Genomic DNA, 15,972 nt, shown 5'->3' with positions numbered 1-15,972 from the left:
ACATGGTTAACCTACTTCAAAACCGCCGCCTCAAAGGCGATATAAGCCCAGGGAATAAAAATAGCCGGTATCAGATTAGCCACCCGTATCTCCTTCACTCCGAGGAAATTGATACCTATGGCCGCCACCAGCAGGCTTCCCACTGCGGACATTTCGCGGACAATGTCCGGGGTAAGGAGATCCCGCACTGCCATGGAGGCCAGGGCTATGCCCGCCTGGTAAACAAAGACCGGGATGGCGGAAAATACCACGCCTATGCCCATGCTCGCGCCGAAGACTATGGAGATGGAGCCGTCGAGTATGGATTTGGCGAAAAGGGTTTCGTGGTTGCCCAAGAGACCGCTCTGCATGGAGCCGACAATGGCCATGGAGCCGGTGCAAAATAAAATGCTGGCCGAAACAAAGCCTTTGGCGAAGGTTCCGCCGCTCATGCCCATGCGGCGCTCGGCCCAGGAGCCAAGGCGGTTCATCCATTTATCAATGTTGATGAGCTCGCCTATGACAGCCCCCGCGACCATGCTCATGATGAGGAGGAGCACCCTCTGGTTGTCCAGGGCGCCTTTGATGCCCACGTAAATAATCGAAAGGCCAATAGCCTTTTTGGTGATTTCCTCGAAGCGTTCCGGTATGCCCCGGACGAGGAAGACCCCCACCAGAGCGCACACCACTATGGCTGCTGCATTAACTATAGGCCCTAACATGATCCATCCTTACGGCAGGATATTTCCGGCAGCCAGGAAGATCTCGTACCATTCATCACGGGTTATCGTAATCTCTGTTGCTTTGACACATTCCTTGAGGCGCTTCGCGTTCATGGTGCCGGTGACGGGCTGCATCTTCGCGGGGTGCCTTAATAGCCAGGCCAGGGCAATAGTAGTATTGGTAACGCCGTACTTTTTGGCTATCTCATTGATCTTTGTGTTAAGTTCGGGGAATTCGGGATTGTCCAGGAAGACGCCTTTGAAGAAGCCGTACTGGAAGGGGGACCAGGGCTGAATGGTGATGTCATGGAGGCGGCAGAAGTCGAGGACGCTGCCATCGCGGCTTACGGCGAATTCGTCGCCCATGTTGTTGTGGACGCCCTGGGAAATCATGGTGCAGTTGGTAATCGAAAGCTGGAGCTGGTTGGCGACCAGGGGCTGCTTCACGTACTTTTTGAGCAGATTGATCTGCATGGGGTTCTGGTTGGAAACGCCGAAGTGCCTCACCTTGCCCGAGCTTTGGAGTATGCCGAAGGCTTCTGCTACTTCCTCAGGTTCCACCAGGGCGTCAGGCCTGTGAAGGAGAAGCACGTCGAGGTATTCTGTCTTAAGCCGCTTAAGGCTCCCCTCCACGGACTTGAGTATGTGGTCTTTGGAAAAGTCAAAAGCCTTGCCGGGGCGTATGCCGCATTTGGACTGGATAATGACCTTTTCCCTCACTGCGGGCTTCATGTCTATGGCTTTTGCGAAGATCTTCTCGCTGGCCCCGGCTGCATAAATATCAGCATGATCGAAAAAATTAGCCCCCAAATCGAGGGCTGTCTTGACAAAGGCTGAGGCTTCGGAAGCATCCAGTTTATTGATCCTCATGCAGCCCACTGCAATAACCGGGACCTGAAGCCCCGATAAACCTAAATTGATGGTTTTCATGTATTAACTCCTGAAATTACAATTTAAAGGTTAACGTTAAGGTTAAGTCAAGTACAGTACAGTGGAAATTCCCCTCCCCCTATGCTACCATGCATGAATGGCGCCGAATGAGCACAACAATATCGCTTCACAGCCTGTAGGCCGGGAGTCTCCGGCTTTATGCTTTGTTCGGGTTTTGGGAAGCCCCTTCCTCAGAGGCCCGGGAATCAAATGCATTGTTTCCATTTTTACGAATTTCTTCCTCCTCCAGTACAGGGCGGCTTTTTTCAAGGGCCGTTATCCTGTAGCGAGAGCCGATCATCCCCTGGACGAAAAGATCCCCTTTACACCCCGGAAAGTGAACATATACCTGGACTTTGTGGCCTTTTGGGTCAGGGTCATAGGTTTTCTATTGAGGCATTACGGCCGCCAGGGTCTTGAACCAGCAAAGGAATTGATCGAATCCATAGGCAAGCTGTATAAAAAGGCCGCCGGGGTATACGGGGTCTGTTTTTCCACTACCAACAGGCCCTTCTATCTGGCCCGGCCGCGTTTTGTCATAATCCATGCCACCGACCCCCACCTTATGTGCATCCCGTCCCTTCATGTAATGGTGGTAATACATACTTATACCCTCTTCAGGGAGTTAATCCGGCGTCTGGGCGGGGAGGCGCAATTCGCGCCCCAGATTGAAGAGATGCGGAAGGGCGCGTTGGACATCACCGAAGCGGTACTCTATGTGAAGCAGCACAGCGTCAACTGCATACCGGCGGCCATGTATGCCATGACTTGTTTCGACAGCGCTCTCTTTACCCCTGAAGAAGCCAGGGGCTTCTGCGCCGAACTCTTCCTTAACGCTCCTTCCATAACCAAGACCGATGGGGATGCCATCAGGGCCCACATACTTTCCCTGTACCAGAGATTTATTGCCGAAGGTGAAAAATCGGAAAAATGGGAAACTCCCCTGCTTGATTTTCTTTTTTCCCTGCCAAAAGCAAAATAATGTGATATAATTGAATACATTGATGGAGGGCGCAAAATGCCGGATCTTGCAAAAACAACAGTCATCAGGGTGGCTGAATTGGGAAACAGGGAAGCCACAGTCCTGGAGCATGACAGTTTAAAGGTGATGGTGGATGATATCGGGGGCATGGTTCCGGAGCTTTCCGCCCCCCAGGGCAAAGGCCGCCTGAATGCCCATTGGCTTCCCTGGTTCCGTTCCAATTCGGGCAAGCCCTTTAGGGACGCTGAAGATGGGGCTTTCTGGAAAGCAAGCCTCCTCTACAATCTGGCGGGGACATTCCCCTGCGCCCCCAACTTTGGCCCCGGCCATATTATAGACGGGGTCAACATGCCCCCCCACGGCTGGACAGGCAACCTTGCCTGGACTTTCCGAAAGAGCGGCATAGACGAGGAAACTGGCGCAGGCTGGGCCTTGAGCACCATGGAAAGCCCCGACAAGACCATGCCCCTCTCGTTCAAGAAGCTGGATGCCCTTTTCCCTGAACAGGGAATCCATTACATAAGCCACACTATTGCCAATAAAGGCAGCGCGGATCTGTCAATCTGCGCGGGCTGGCACAATACCCTGGGGGCGCCCTTTCTTGCAGAGGGCTGCCGCATTTCCGGGGCTGCCGATGCCTGGATGACTGCCCCTACAGGCAGCGAATTCGATACCACTACCCGCCTTGCCATAGGGGCTGAATTCCCCACCCTCAAGGATGCGCCGCTGGCATCCGGAGGGAAGACAGACATATCACGGGTTCCGGGACCCATTGGCTACACCGATTTCGCGGCAGGCAGGATAAACGACAAAGCCGCCCTGGGATGGTCCTCGATGGTTAACCCAAGGCTGAAAATGTCCTATATCTGCTTCTTCACCGGCCCTGCCGCAGCAGGCGCCGACGATATCATCCTCCGCTTCAACAACCTTTGGATGCAGTATGGCGGCCGCCCCTTTACCCCCTGGGCAGCATACGAGGGCGGCACGGACCTGACCTATTGCCTGGGGACAGAAAATTCCATTTCTGCCTTTGCCCAGGGCCTCGAATATTCGCGGCAGGCCGGGCAAATTCTGGGCGCCCCTACCACAGTTACCATCCCTGCCGGGGGGGAAAAGACGCTCCGTTACGGCGCGGCCTTTACCCCTTACGAAAAGACCGTGCTCGACGAAGGCGTGAGCTCCATCGAAGGGGAAGCCAATGCCCTCGTCTGCAAAGGCAGGAGCGAATACTGGCGCATAAACGCGGACCCCCTCTTCACCGGGCTAAAAACCCTGGAGAAAAAGGTTTAGATTCTGCGGTCCAGGGTTATGCGGCTTGGGTTATTCGGGTTGAGTCAAGCTTGATCTGAAAGCATCCCAGAGATTATCCTCCATAGGCGGCGGCGCTTCTACGCGAATGGTTTCGGAAGATTTAAGGGGATTGGGGAAGCTTAATGATGAAGCATGGAGGCGTATAGCCCCGCCCTTCTCGCCCCTGCGGGCGCCGTATTTTACATCACCTTTAATATGCAGGCCCAGTGCAGCAAGCTGCGCCCGTATCTGGTGATGGCGGCCTGTGAGCAATTCTATTTCCATAAAAAGATAATGATCCCCTCGGCCTGCAATGCGGTATCGGAGGGATGCTTTTTTGCTGCCCTTTTTTTCCACTCCATAGGCAAGGGACTTGTTCCGTTTTGTATCGGTCATAAGCCAGTGGGTAAGCTCCCCCGAATCGGGAGGGATCTTGTCAGGGGCCGGGGCTTCCACTACAGCCCAATAACGCTTCTCCACATTCCTGGTTTTGAATGCATCAAAGAGGAAGGCCCGGGCTTCAGGGGTCTGAGCCAGGAGGAGGCAGCCCGAGACAGGCATGTCCAGGCGGTGGACAGGGCAAGGGAAGGGGCTGTCATTTTCGGCCTTTTCGCCGGGCTGCTTATTGATAACCATGGCTGCCTTGTTTTGCCATAGTATTCTGCTTTCTTCGATCATGGATTCCCCTCCGGAACTGGAATGATAAGTCCGTAGCGTATTTTTTCTGCCAATACCCTTTCTGCTGCTTCACGAAGGCGCCGGCGGGAGAGCTGTTCATCTTCAAGAGCCCCAAGGATAGCCCCATAGACTGCGTCAATAGTGCGGGGCCAAACCATCACCATGTCCGCCCCGGCGATAAGGGCTTCCACCGCTGCGGAAGCAGGGCTGAGGCCCGAGGCTGACACAGCGCCCATGGCAAAGTCGTCAGCCACGATGATGCCCTGAAAGCCCAGATCGCCCCTGAGCCAGCCATCCAGCACCAGGGGCGAAAGGCTGGCGTTGCGGAAGGGATCGACCGCAGGGACCATCACATGGGAAACCATCACCCCTGGGCACCTGAGGTTTTGGATCGCCGAGGCAAAGGGCTTTGCCATCTCATCCAGGACAGGCTTGCCTGCCCTGAGCACAGGCAAGCTGCCATGGGGGTCTTCGCCGGAATTGCCGGGGAAGTGCTTGGCAACGCAGGCAATGCCCGCAGCATCCATGCCCCGGATAAAGGCGGAAACCGCTGCTTCGGTAAAACCAGGGTCCGGCCCATAAGATCGGGTTTCGAGAAAATATTTGTTGTCATCGTTCAAAATTTCAGCCACAGGCGCAAGGTTCATGGTGATGCCCAGGTCCCGTATCTCCGCGGCGGAAAGGCTGGCCAACTCCTCAATGGCTTCTAGGGATGCTGCCTGGCTTTCCGCCTCGGCAAGATCCCAAAAGGCAGCCGCAGCCGGGAGCTTTTCTATGCCCGGCCCAAAACGGTGCACCAGGCCGCCCTCGTGATCCACTGCCATGAAAGGGACAATGCCGCACCCTGATACCGCGACAAGATTCGAGCAGTCCTCAAGAAAAGACCTGACCATATCCTTTTCAGCATCCAGGTTGTATTTGAAAAACATAATACCCCCAGCGGGGATCTTTCTGAGCATTGCGGCAATATCCATAGAAAGAAAATTCTTATTGTCCAGCCCGGCCAAAAGCACCTGGGAAGCCAGAAACCTGTCGTCCATAAGCGAGGCAATGACAGCCGCCTCTTTCCTGTACCGTGCGTAAGACGCGTCGTCCGCCCCTGGGAGATACTTCTGCCCCGGACCGCCGACAGCCCCGGATTCAACAGGCCCCGGAGAAACGCCGACCGGTGCCGTGCCCTTCCCCGTACAGGACAGGAACACAAGCATCAAAATGAGAAGCTCCCAAAAATGCCCGGCAATACAACGACCCATGCGCCATTATACCCCATTCTTCAAAATAAGGAAATGAGATAAAATAACTTTCTATGTCGCTGAACTGGAAAGAAATCAACCTTATCCTCGACGAACTGGAACTTCCGGGCAGCCAGATTCAGAAGGCCATACAAAGCGCCTATGACGTATTGTCCCTCAGGCTCTATGGAAAGAAAGGCGCGCAGACCCTCCTCATATGCCTTGCCCCCGGGGCATGCAGGCTCCATGAAACCTTTGCAGGGGTGCCTAAAAATGACAAGCCCCTCAGATTCGCGGAATTCCTCAATTCCCGCATTGTGAACGGCCGCATAGAAGAAGCAATCCAGCTTGGGGACAACCGTATCGTAAGGATCACCGTGCGCCAGGGGGAGGAGCATTTCCGCATCTACATACGGCTCTGGTCCAACGCTGCCAATGTGATAGTCACTGACGGGAATGGAACCATCCTGGATGCCATGAAGCGGCTCCCAAAAAAAGGCGAAGTCTCGGGGGGGCATTATGCGCCTGAAGAAACCCCGGATAATTCGCCTTCCCCGAAAAAGGAATACCAAATCCGCGAATTAAGCGGCGAAAACCCTGACGGGGAAGCAAAAAGCTTCAACGAAAAAATCGACGCCTTTTACAGGCAGGAGGGAGGGGCCCTTTCCCTGGATGCGTTAAGGGAACAGGCAAGGCGGAACTTTGAAGGCAGCATAGGGCGTTTAAAGGCGTCTCTCGAAAAATTAAAAGCCAAAGAAGCGGATTTCGCCTCGGGGGGCCGTTTTAAGGAGTATGGAGATATACTGCTCGCAAACATGGCCTCCATTAAACCCGGAGACGAGTGGCTCGAAGCGGAAAATTTCCATGCCGGCGGCATGGCAAGAATCAGGCTGGATCCAAAAAAAAGCCCTGCTGCCATTGCGGAGGATTATTATGATCAATACCGTAAAGCCAAAAACGGACTTGAGGACATACGCATAGAAATCAACGCGGGCGAAGGCGAGCTTGCCAAACTGGAAGAAACCCTCGCAAGGCTCCTTGAAGAAACCAATCCCTTAAACCTCAACAAACTCCTCAAGACCGGGGGCAGGCAGGTTCCAGCTGCACGAAAGGAAGACGCCAAACGGCCGGGGCTTTCGTTCAGACGCAAGGACTGGCTCCTCATAGTGGGCAGGGATGCGGCCGAGAATGACGCCCTCCTCAGAAGGCACGTGAAGGGCAACGATCTCTGGCTCCATGCCAGGGACTATCCGGGATCTTATGTGTTCATCAAACAGAGGGCAGGCAAGACCGTGCCTCTGGACATACTCCTGGATGCGGGGAACCTTGCCATCTTCTATTCCAAGGGGAGGAACAATGGGGAAGGGGACCTTTTCTACACCCACGTAAAATACCTGCGCCGCGCCAAAGACGGCCCCAAGGGCCTGGTTCTTCCCACACAGGAGAAAAACCTCCATGTTAAGGTAGAGGCAGAGCGGCTCAGGGAACTTGAAACTTGCAGAATAGAAAAATAACGAGCCTTACTTCGTCAAAGCCGCCACGGCTGCGCCAAAAAGGGAGGCTTGTTCGACTGGGCCAATGACATAGGACCGGGGTTTGCCCTTTGTGAGCATAATGTGAAGCCATGCCTCGAGGGCGGTGCGCATGCCCTTGTAGATCATGTAGGTGGTGCCTTCCACAGCAATGCGGACAGGCACAAAAGGATCGAAGCCTTCGGATGATTTAAGGACAGCCCCCGCAACCACCCCTGCGGAAAGGAGCGCCGCACGCTCGGTAATAATCGAAGTGATATACACAAAGCTTCTCAGCGCGTCAATTTCATCCTTTTCAAAAAGGGCGCCGATAGGGCCTTCCATGGCCAGGGGTGCGTGCATAAAGGCGTTGAGATCCTTGGTCTGCAAAGCGGGCCAATCCAGGAATTCTTTTGACTTGGCGAATTTTACAAGCCCGTCTTTGACAGCGCGCTTGAGTATATGGAAAGTCAGTGGGCCAAGGTAAGCGCCGGCAGTTGCTTTTTCGAGGGTGTAGCCTCCGGGGTTTTTGGTAGTGGAATCATATTCCTTGTCAAGAAAGCCCACATAACGGCTCGCAAAAGTGCCGCTCTCGCAGACCACAATCTGAGGGTTTGTTTTGGATTCAAATTTGATTTTGGGTATGCTCGATTCAGGATAAGCGGTGTTAAAGCCTGTGCCCAGGATAAAGCCCACCACAGGGCCGCCGGGGACGCCGTAGAGATCCGCGCCCTTCCTGGTTGAAAGGCTCGGGTCCGCCAGGCCGGAGAGCAAAGTGGCAACTGTATCGTTAAGGAGCACTACCCTCTCGGGGACTTTCACCTTTCTGCGCTTAAGGGCTTCTTTGAGTCCTTTGCCAATAGCCTTGCCAACCACGTCGGGGGCGTCAACTTCCTTGCTGAAAGCAAGGAGTATGCCGTCAGCATCTTTGGTAATCTCCATGGGGTAGGAAAAACAGAAGCCTATGCCTTTAATAGGATCAGGGGATTTTTCGATGAGCGGAGCGGCAACAGAAGCGATCTGGTCAAAGAAGGCTTCGGCGTTCACCCTGCCCGAAGTGCCGGGCATAGGCACTTTTTCAGTGGCGCTGGGCTGGGCCTTGCCATATTCATCAAAGCGCACCAGGCTTGCCCGGAGGTTGGTTCCCCCCGCATCCAGGGCAACTACGGTTTCGCCGCTTTCGGCTTTGGCCACAGGGCTTATAAAAGCAGGGATCATGGGGAGGCTTGTAGGCTGACCCTTGAGCCCCCTTTCCATATCAATGCGCACATCCTCAGCCAGGGCAACAGGATCTATAATATCGTAATGAAACCCGTAATACCTGGCGAACTCTGAAAGCGCCTGGGGATTGAATTTACCCATATTAACACCTCATTCTTATTATGATAGGAAAATCCGATTCCCGCAAGAGGAATCGGCCTTAACCATCTTCAATGACCTTTTTCCCCTCCCAGCGGCGGCCCAGCCAGCGGGTAAGATAGGCAATTCCCCGGGAAACGAAGTCAGCCCCCATGGCAAGCCACACCCCTACAGGCCCCAGGCCGACCGCAAAGGTCAGGATATAGGCGAAGCTGACCCTCACAGTCCACATGGAAACTGTGGCAGCCAGCATCACATACTTCGCGTCCCCTGCGGCCCTCAGGGCATTGGGCAGGGCAAAGCTCATGGACCAGCCAATGGCCATGGAAATACAGTGCACCCTGAGGAAGGACTTTGCCAAATCGTGGGCCTCCTGGCTCAGGCTGAAGAGATTCACCAGAGGCTCCATAAAGATATAGATGCCTACGCTCATGATGAAAATCGTAAAATAACAGAGCTTCATAATCTTGGCGGTCTGCTTTCTTGCCGCCCCATAATCCCCTGCCCCGACGCACTGGCCCACCACCGTGAGAAGGGCAATGCCATAAGCGGTGCCGGGCATAAATGAAAAAGAATTGATGACCCCCGCAATGGCATTGGCTGCCATGGCCATGGTCCCAAAGGTGGTAAAGATCCTCTGGGTAAGGAGGCGGCCCACCTGGAACATGGAACTTTCTATCCCCGAAGGAATTCCTACATTGAGGATATTGCGCACCATGGATGGAATGAGCCGTACCTTGCTAAGCCCTGCAAGGGTAATGGTCCCCCGCTGATTCCGGATCAGCATGCCCATGAGTATGGCTGCGGCAACGGTGCGGCACAGCAAAGTCGAGATAGCCGCGCCTGCCACTCCGATTTTAAGGACATAAATGAGAAACGCATTGCCCCCGATATTCATGACATTCACAAGCAGGGCAATGCGCATGGTGACCTTGCTGTTCCCCACTGCCCTGAACAGGGCTGCACAGGCATTGTAGATGGCCAGCATGGGGTAAGAAAGGGCAGTGATCATGAAATAGATCGACGCGGCATCCATGACATCGTTTTCGATTTTCCCATAGAGGAGGCTGATAATGGGGCGCCTGAGAAAAACGGTGAAAACCATGATCACCAGGGAAATCCCGGTTACAATGTAGACCAACTGGCGGGAAGCAAGGCTGGCGTTCTGGCTATCTTTGCGGCCTATGTACTGGCTCACTACCACAGCGCCTCCTGTGGCCAGGGCAGTAAAGGTTATAATGAGGAGGTTATTGATATTGTCAACTATATTGATCCCGGAGACAGCGAATTCCCCCACGGAACTCACCATTACCGTGTCGGCTGCCCCCATGGTAACTGCCAGGATCTGCTCGATGATGAGGGGCCAGAGAAGGCGAAAAAGGGCTTTGCTGTCCCATTTTTCTGAAATATTTACAGTGCCGGCTGCCATTATATGCTCATGTTTCCGCAAGGACCTGATTGTTTTGCCATCGGCCTTTTGTCCAGCGGCGTATATAGAATACAGCCCTTACGCACCAGTCCGCAACCATGGCGTACCACACCCCTGCAGCGCCTAGGCCCAGGGTATAGGCACAGAAATAAGAACCCGTAACCCTGACCGTCCACATGCTGACAGCAGCCACAAACATGCAGTACCTGGCATCCCCTGCCGACCTTAACGCATTGGGTAGGCTGAAACTCCCGGGCCAGGAAACAGGGGACATGACGCAGTGGATAAGGAGCAATTGCCTGGCAATCACATGAGCCTCGGGGCTCAGATTAAAAAGCCCTATCCCCGTATCCATCAGTATTACTGTTAAAATGCTGAATACCGCAACAGAGCTATGGGTAAATATCATAAGCTTCCTGGTGTTGCGTTTTGCGCTTGCAATATCCCCTGCCCCAAGGCATTGCCCTACTATGGTCAGCATGGCAATGCCAAAAGCATTGGCCGGCATAAACGAAAGGGAATTAATGGAGGCAGCCACAGCATTGGCAGCCATGGCAGCAGTGCCAAAACTTGCAAAGATGCGGGAAGTCAGTATTTTCCCCAGTTGGAACATGGAACTCTCCACTCCCGAGGGGATGCCGACTTTGAGTATGCTCCGTATTACAGGCCCGTCAAGCTTAACCTTGAAAAGGCCGTCCAGGGAAATGCCCGACACCCTGTCATGGACAAGGAGCAGGGTTAACACTATTGCTGCGACAGCCCGGGAGACCAAGGTAGCGATCCCCGCACCTGCAACCCCCATGCCAAAACCGTAAATAAGCAGGGCATTGCCCCCAAGGTTCAGCACATTTACTACCACTGCAATAAGCATAGTAATGCGGCTATTGCCTGCGCTGCGGAAAAGAGAAGCGGCGGAATTATAGATAGCCAGGAAGGGATAACTCAAAGCGCTGAGGAAAAAATAAATTTCAGCCGATGCCATCACATTGGCATCGATCTTCCCATAGATAAGGAAAAGCATGGGCCGCCTCAGGGCCAGGGTAAAGATCATAATCAGGACGGAAATTGCAAAACTGATATACATGAGCTGCCGCGAGGCTGTCCTGGACTTTTGCACCATCCTTGCGCCAATATAATGGCTCACCACCACTGCCCCACCTGTAGCAAGGGCGGCAAACGCAATAATGAGCATTTGGTTTATGGTATCTACAATGGACACACCTGACACGGCGTGCTCGCCTACGCCTGACACCATCACTGTATCCGCAAGCCCAATGGTAATGCTCAGGATCTGCTCCACCACCAGGGGCCAGATAAGCCTCCACAGGGCGGAATTATCCCAAATTATAGCGGGCTTTCCCGCGGGGAGCTTCGCTGGAATTTCCGCAGGAGGCTTCGCTGGAACTTCCAGGGTCAAGGTTCGACGCGCTTCCTGTCCCGGGGGAAGAGGCTCGCCTCCTTTACATTGGCAAGGCCCAGGATCTTTTGAGTAAGCCTTTCGCAGCCGATAGCAAAGCCGCCATGGGGAGGACAGCCGTATTTAAACACTGAAAGATACCCCGCCATGTCTTCGGCTTTTAAGCCGAATTTGGGGAGGGTTTCGGCCAGCGTCTTGTAGTCATGCTGTCTCCTCGACCCCGAGGTGATCTCAAGCCCTCTGAAAAGGGCGTCGAAACTCATGGTGGTTGCGGCAGCGCCGCCGTCCCCTTTGTTAAGAGGATATGTGTAGAAGGGCCTGTGCCGCCTGGGGAATTCGTTTACAAAAACCAGATCTATGCCTTTTTCGCGGAGAGCCCATTCGCAGACAAGCCGCTCTGCCTCGGGGTTAATATCAAAAATACGGCTCCCCGGATTTTTGCCTTTTGCAGCTTCCTCGTTTACGATTTTGAGGGTTTCTTCATAGGGAATAGTGGGCGCCTTGGCCACAGCCTCGGGGCTGGGAACCGCAGCGTTCCACATTTCAAGTTCAGCGCTGTTACGCTTGGCGACCTCTTCGAAAATATGGGAGAGGAGCGCCTTCTCCAGTTCTATTAAATCTTTTTCTGATTCGATAAACCCCATCTCCACATCCATGGAAACATATTCGTTCAAGTGCCGGGGGGTGTCGTGCTTTTCGGCCCGATAAACCGGGCATACTTCAAAAACCCGCTCGAAACCAGCAGCCACCAGGGCCTGCTTGTAGAGCTGGGGCGACTGGGCCAGATACACCTTGCGGTCAAAGTATTCAACCTCAAAAAGCTCCGTGCCGCCCTCGGTGCCGCTCCCCACAAGCTTGCTGGTCTTTATCTCGGTAAAATCGCGGGACCGCAGATACGCGGAAAAAGCGTCGATAATGGTCGCCTGTATTTTAAAAATGGCCCTGATCTTGGGATTGCGCAAAGAAAGCATCCGGTTGTCCAGAATAGTCTCAAGGCTGAATTGGGAAACATTGCCATTAACCTGATAGGGAAGATCCGGCTCTGCACGGCTCAGCACCCGGACGGAGCTTACCTTAAGCTCCGCTCCTCCGGGGGCCTTTATGTTCAGGCTGGCATTGCCCTTGGCAGTGATCACCGATTCCAGGGTGAGCTCATTCCCGTCCGCGTCCAAAGGCTTTGAATCAAACACCAGCTGCATTATGCCGGATCTGTCCCTGAGTACCACGAATGTGATGCCCCCCATGTCCCGTATCCGATGCACCCAGCCTGAAACTTCAAGCTCCTCCCCGGATTTTTCTCCGGCTGCGCGGACCATGTCTTTTGCTAAAACTCGCATCATTGCTCCTACGTTTGTTCCTCAAGTTTATATTTGGCCTCCAAAGGCGTCAAGTATAGTATGGCTGACAAAGATTATCAAAAGAAGTATAATATAAGTGATATTTAGAAAAAAGAAGGGTGTATGTATATCAAAAAGTTAGCGCTTTTACTTGTCTCTCTGAACCTTTTAGGCTGTAAATTTATGCTGCAAGAGGATACTGTCGCATCTATTGATGATTTAAAACAATTATCCGTATTCACAGAATCGACGGCTAAAATTGTCTGCCCGCTTGATGAGGCAGATTTTGACGGAACGACGGATATACTGACCATTTCCTACCACTACACGGGAAAAGGCGGAGAAGGGGATGCTAATAACACAATCAAAATCAGTTTACTGAATAAACAGAAAGGGCAAATCAAAAAAGACATCTTTACTTTTAGGAATAATGACACCCTGGATACCAATACCGAAGGGATTCATGAAGCGATTTTTACTCTTTCTCAAGAGGATATTGCCCTGATGGGATATATAGAAATATCCATTATCTCCAGGGATGGCTCGACGGGGGTTGAAAAAATCACCGTTGCGTTCAGTAATTCCACAGATGAGCCAGACATACAAGATCCCGGTACGACCGACCGGCAAACCGACCCTGGCACAACCGACCCTGGCACAACCGACCCTGGCACAACCGACCCTGGCACAACCGACCCCGGCACGACCGACCCCGGCACGACCGACCCTGGCACGACCGACCCTGGCACGACCGACCCTGGCACGACCGACCCTGGCACGACCGACCCTGGCACGACCGACCCTGGCACGACCGACCCTGGCACGACCGACCCTGGCACACAGGAGCCGGACGACAATGGTGCAAAATATCTGCGAGTAAATGGAAATCAAATTGAATACGGCAGGGGCGGCAATTTCAAATCCGTGGTTTTGCGAGGGGTCAATGTAGGCGATCTTTACCACTTTAAGCGGGCTGCAAATCGCAGCGCTCCCAGTTTTACCCGTATCGCCAATGAACTTAACGCCAATGTGGTAAGATTCGCAGTACCTCCGGGCAGACTCTGGCATGAGGAAAGGGCTCAATCCATCGCTTATTTAAAGGAAAATGTCCAAAAAGCCCTGGACGCGGGATTATTTGTCATCATTGATTACCATACTGTCGCGGTTCCAGATGGGGGAGCTGAGGACTTAAACAATTCCTGGATCGGGTATACCGGGGACTTTAATACCGCCAAGGATTTCTGGGATACCATATCCAGGGAATTCAGCGACGGCAGAATCCTGTTTGAACTCTGGAATGAACCTCAGAATGTATACAAGAATCAAGCCAGCTGGACTGCCCTGAAAGGCTATTGGGAGCAGTTAATCTCCATTATCAGGAATAATGGCAGAAGTAATGTTCTTATCGCTTCGGGTTTTTACTGGACTCTGGATCTGCGGAGTATCAAAAATTCCCTGCTCTCCGATGCAAATACAGCCTACGCCTGGCATGTGTACGGGGGCCACAACGGAACCCCGGAGATCTGGGAGAACTACCTTGACGGCTTGTACCAAATCCGCCCCATAGTAACCACCGAATGGGGTTATTACACCAACCCGAAATCTGATCTATACGATACACCAGCCAACTTTGCGGATAAACTGGTTTCTCAATTCTTTAAAGCAAAAAATTTACATAACCTGGCCTGGGGTTACGATCCCTGGTATGGGCCCAATATGCTGCTGAATGAAAACTACAATACCCTGAGCGACTATGGCCAGTATGTGGTGGATTACCTCAGGAGCAATGTCCAGGAGCGGCCCTGAGGCAGGCTCATTTGCCAGATTTTACGATTATGCAAACCAGTTCCGTCGGGTTAAATATCCTTGGGATTTTTTCCATGTCAGAAAGTCCCCGGCTCACTATCTGCATAGTCCCGCCGTGTTTATACAAACCGCCGGTATATTTTGGAAAAAATCCCTGATTGGGGGCATAGAGGCCGTTCAGGATAAGGGGAATTCGCACTTGCCCGCCGTGGGAGTGCCCATTAACAATCAGGTTAAAAGAATATTCAAGGTACTGCTCGACGCGTTCCGGGCGGTGAGCCAGGAGTATCTTGTACTCTTTTCTTTGATCCAGTTCTCTGAATGTTTTTTCCATTATTTCAGACTGATCTTTGTCAACAGGCCAGCTTATATAAGGGTCATCCAGGCCGGCTATTATTATTTCATTTCCTTTTACTTCAGTTTCAATATAGGCATCCGGCAGAATAACCACGCCGAAAGACCGGAGCAGTTCCATTCTTTCTTCAAAACGACGGCTCATGCGTTCATGATTGCCGGTAACATAATACATGGGGGCAAGATCCTTAACGCCTGATAAGAATAAAAGCGTCCCTGTGTCGGGCACCCTGTCGTCCAGGATGTCGCCGGTAAGAAATATCAAATCCGGTTCAAGTTTTATTACCTTTTCGATTAACGGGCTTTGATCTTTCCCGTAAATCTGGCTGTGCAAATCAGATATTAGAACAATACGTATAACCGTATTTTCGGACAGGAGAGGGGTTTCCAGCCTATAGACACGGATCTGTAAATTTCTATATATCATAATCATATATACAATAAGCAAGGCAATTACAATGAACGCTATTACACGTTTTTTTTTGCGGGTCATGTTTCGCTATTACCCTGCTGCAGGGGGAGAATTTTTCGGTTCCCTGAAGGTCCAGAACTTGTTCAGCAAAAAATTGACAGGCGTAGTGATGAACAAAATGATGATCGGGGCAATATAGCTGGATATATTAAAAACATCAACCAAAATATACAAAAGCAAAGCGCTCAGTCCAAGGGTAAAACCATAACTGATATACGTTCTTATTAACTGCCCGGTACGGGGTTCGCTGCGTTTTTTAAACACCAGCCACCTGTTCCAGAAATAAGCGTTAAATATGCTGATGACATAACTTACCACATTGGCTATCTGATAATGGACGCCCAGGTAGACCATTGCATAATAAATTGCAAGACTTATCAGGGTATTGGAAACACCGACTATACAAAACCCGATAAACTGTTTTATCGCAGCCGCGTTCTCTTTAATAAGACGTATAATTTTACCTGTCATAGA

The 15,972-nt window shown here is 52.3% G+C and carries 14 protein-coding genes; 4 read left to right on the top strand and 10 right to left on the bottom strand.

The genetic code is table 11. The features are described from left to right. Positions 1 to 11: 11 nt before the first annotated feature. Together TREAZ_RS05780 and TREAZ_RS05775 are read right to left on the bottom strand one after the other, a co-directional pair. Entirely contained in the window at positions 12 to 701 is a 690-nt protein-coding gene (locus tag TREAZ_RS05780; RefSeq protein ID WP_015710882.1) for a DUF554 domain-containing protein, read from the bottom strand. 9 nt (positions 702 to 710) lie between these two features. Beyond that, positions 711 to 1,631, bottom strand: coding sequence for an aldo/keto reductase (locus tag TREAZ_RS05775; RefSeq protein WP_015710881.1), 921 nt, complete (start codon positions 1,629 to 1,631; stop codon positions 711 to 713). Between the two features lie 97 nt (positions 1,632 to 1,728). Here TREAZ_RS05775 and TREAZ_RS05770 point away from each other — a divergent pair, with 97 nt between their 5' ends. Continuing rightward, complete coding sequence (locus TREAZ_RS05770; protein WP_015710880.1) at positions 1,729 to 2,613, top strand: hypothetical protein; 885 nt, start codon at positions 1,729 to 1,731, stop codon at positions 2,611 to 2,613. A gap of 36 nt (positions 2,614 to 2,649) precedes the next feature. Then, positions 2,650 to 3,903 carry an aldose epimerase family protein gene (locus TREAZ_RS05765; RefSeq protein WP_015710879.1) on the top strand — a complete coding sequence of 418 codons (1,254 nt, stop codon included), beginning with the start codon at positions 2,650 to 2,652 and terminating at the stop codon, positions 3,901 to 3,903. A 30-nt stretch (positions 3,904 to 3,933) separates the two neighbouring features. Here TREAZ_RS05765 and TREAZ_RS05760 read toward each other — a convergent pair whose 3' ends face one another. Both TREAZ_RS05760 and TREAZ_RS05755 read right to left on the bottom strand, forming a co-directional pair. Continuing rightward, complete coding sequence (locus tag TREAZ_RS05760) at positions 3,934 to 4,581, bottom strand: RluA family pseudouridine synthase (protein ID WP_015710878.1); 648 nt, start codon at positions 4,579 to 4,581, stop codon at positions 3,934 to 3,936. After that, complete coding sequence (locus tag TREAZ_RS05755) at positions 4,578 to 5,834, bottom strand: glycoside hydrolase family 3 N-terminal domain-containing protein (RefSeq protein ID WP_015710877.1); 1,257 nt, start codon at positions 5,832 to 5,834, stop codon at positions 4,578 to 4,580. Before TREAZ_RS05755 ends, TREAZ_RS05760 begins: the two co-directional genes overlap by 4 nt. A gap of 53 nt (positions 5,835 to 5,887) precedes the next feature. Here TREAZ_RS05755 and TREAZ_RS05750 point away from each other — a divergent pair, with 53 nt between their 5' ends. Then, positions 5,888 to 7,327: an NFACT RNA binding domain-containing protein gene (locus tag TREAZ_RS05750; protein ID WP_015710876.1), complete on the top strand. Its 1,440-nt coding sequence runs from the start codon at positions 5,888 to 5,890 to the stop codon at positions 7,325 to 7,327. A 6-nt stretch (positions 7,328 to 7,333) separates the two neighbouring features. Here TREAZ_RS05750 and TREAZ_RS05745 read toward each other — a convergent pair whose 3' ends face one another. From TREAZ_RS05745 to aspS, 4 genes are read right to left on the bottom strand one after another with little or no spacing between them, the layout of a single operon-like run. Further along, positions 7,334 to 8,686: a hexokinase family protein gene (locus TREAZ_RS05745; protein WP_015710875.1), complete on the bottom strand. Its 1,353-nt coding sequence runs from the start codon at positions 8,684 to 8,686 to the stop codon at positions 7,334 to 7,336. Positions 8,687 to 8,744: 58 nt separating this feature from the next. After that, entirely contained in the window at positions 8,745 to 10,112 is a 1,368-nt protein-coding gene (locus tag TREAZ_RS05740) for an MATE family efflux transporter (protein ID WP_015710874.1), read from the bottom strand. 7 nt (positions 10,113 to 10,119) lie between these two features. Then, complete coding sequence (locus TREAZ_RS05735) at positions 10,120 to 11,529, bottom strand: MATE family efflux transporter (protein WP_015710873.1); 1,410 nt, start codon at positions 11,527 to 11,529, stop codon at positions 10,120 to 10,122. Next, positions 11,526 to 12,866 carry an aspartate--tRNA(Asn) ligase gene (gene aspS / locus TREAZ_RS05730; protein WP_015710872.1) on the bottom strand — a complete coding sequence of 447 codons (1,341 nt, stop codon included), beginning with the start codon at positions 12,864 to 12,866 and terminating at the stop codon, positions 11,526 to 11,528. Before aspS ends, TREAZ_RS05735 begins: the two co-directional genes overlap by 4 nt. 183 nt (positions 12,867 to 13,049) lie before the next feature. Between aspS and TREAZ_RS17680 the strand changes: the two genes are divergently transcribed. Continuing rightward, positions 13,050 to 14,672, top strand: a complete 1,623-nt coding sequence (locus tag TREAZ_RS17680; protein WP_015710871.1) for a glycoside hydrolase family 5 protein — start codon at positions 13,050 to 13,052, stop codon at positions 14,670 to 14,672. A gap of 7 nt (positions 14,673 to 14,679) precedes the next feature. On the opposite strand, the gene TREAZ_RS05720 is transcribed toward TREAZ_RS17680, so the two are convergent. Both TREAZ_RS05720 and TREAZ_RS05715 read right to left on the bottom strand, forming a co-directional pair. Beyond that, the gene (locus tag TREAZ_RS05720) at positions 14,680 to 15,453 is read right to left on the bottom strand and encodes a metallophosphoesterase (RefSeq protein ID WP_280990959.1); all 774 of its coding nucleotides are present in this window, start codon (positions 15,451 to 15,453) and stop codon (positions 14,680 to 14,682) included. Positions 15,454 to 15,528: 75 nt separating this feature from the next. Continuing rightward, on the bottom strand, positions 15,529 to 15,969 hold the full coding sequence (locus TREAZ_RS05715) for a GtrA family protein (protein WP_015710869.1): 441 nt from the start codon (positions 15,967 to 15,969) through the stop codon (positions 15,529 to 15,531). Positions 15,970 to 15,972: the final 3 nt, after the last annotated feature.

Source organism: Leadbettera azotonutricia ZAS-9 (assembly GCF_000214355.1).
Lineage (GTDB): Bacteria > Spirochaetota > Spirochaetia > Treponematales > Breznakiellaceae > Leadbettera > Leadbettera azotonutricia.
The sequence above is the reverse complement of the archived record's forward strand: the minus strand, read 5'-3'. Positions and strand labels throughout refer to the sequence as shown.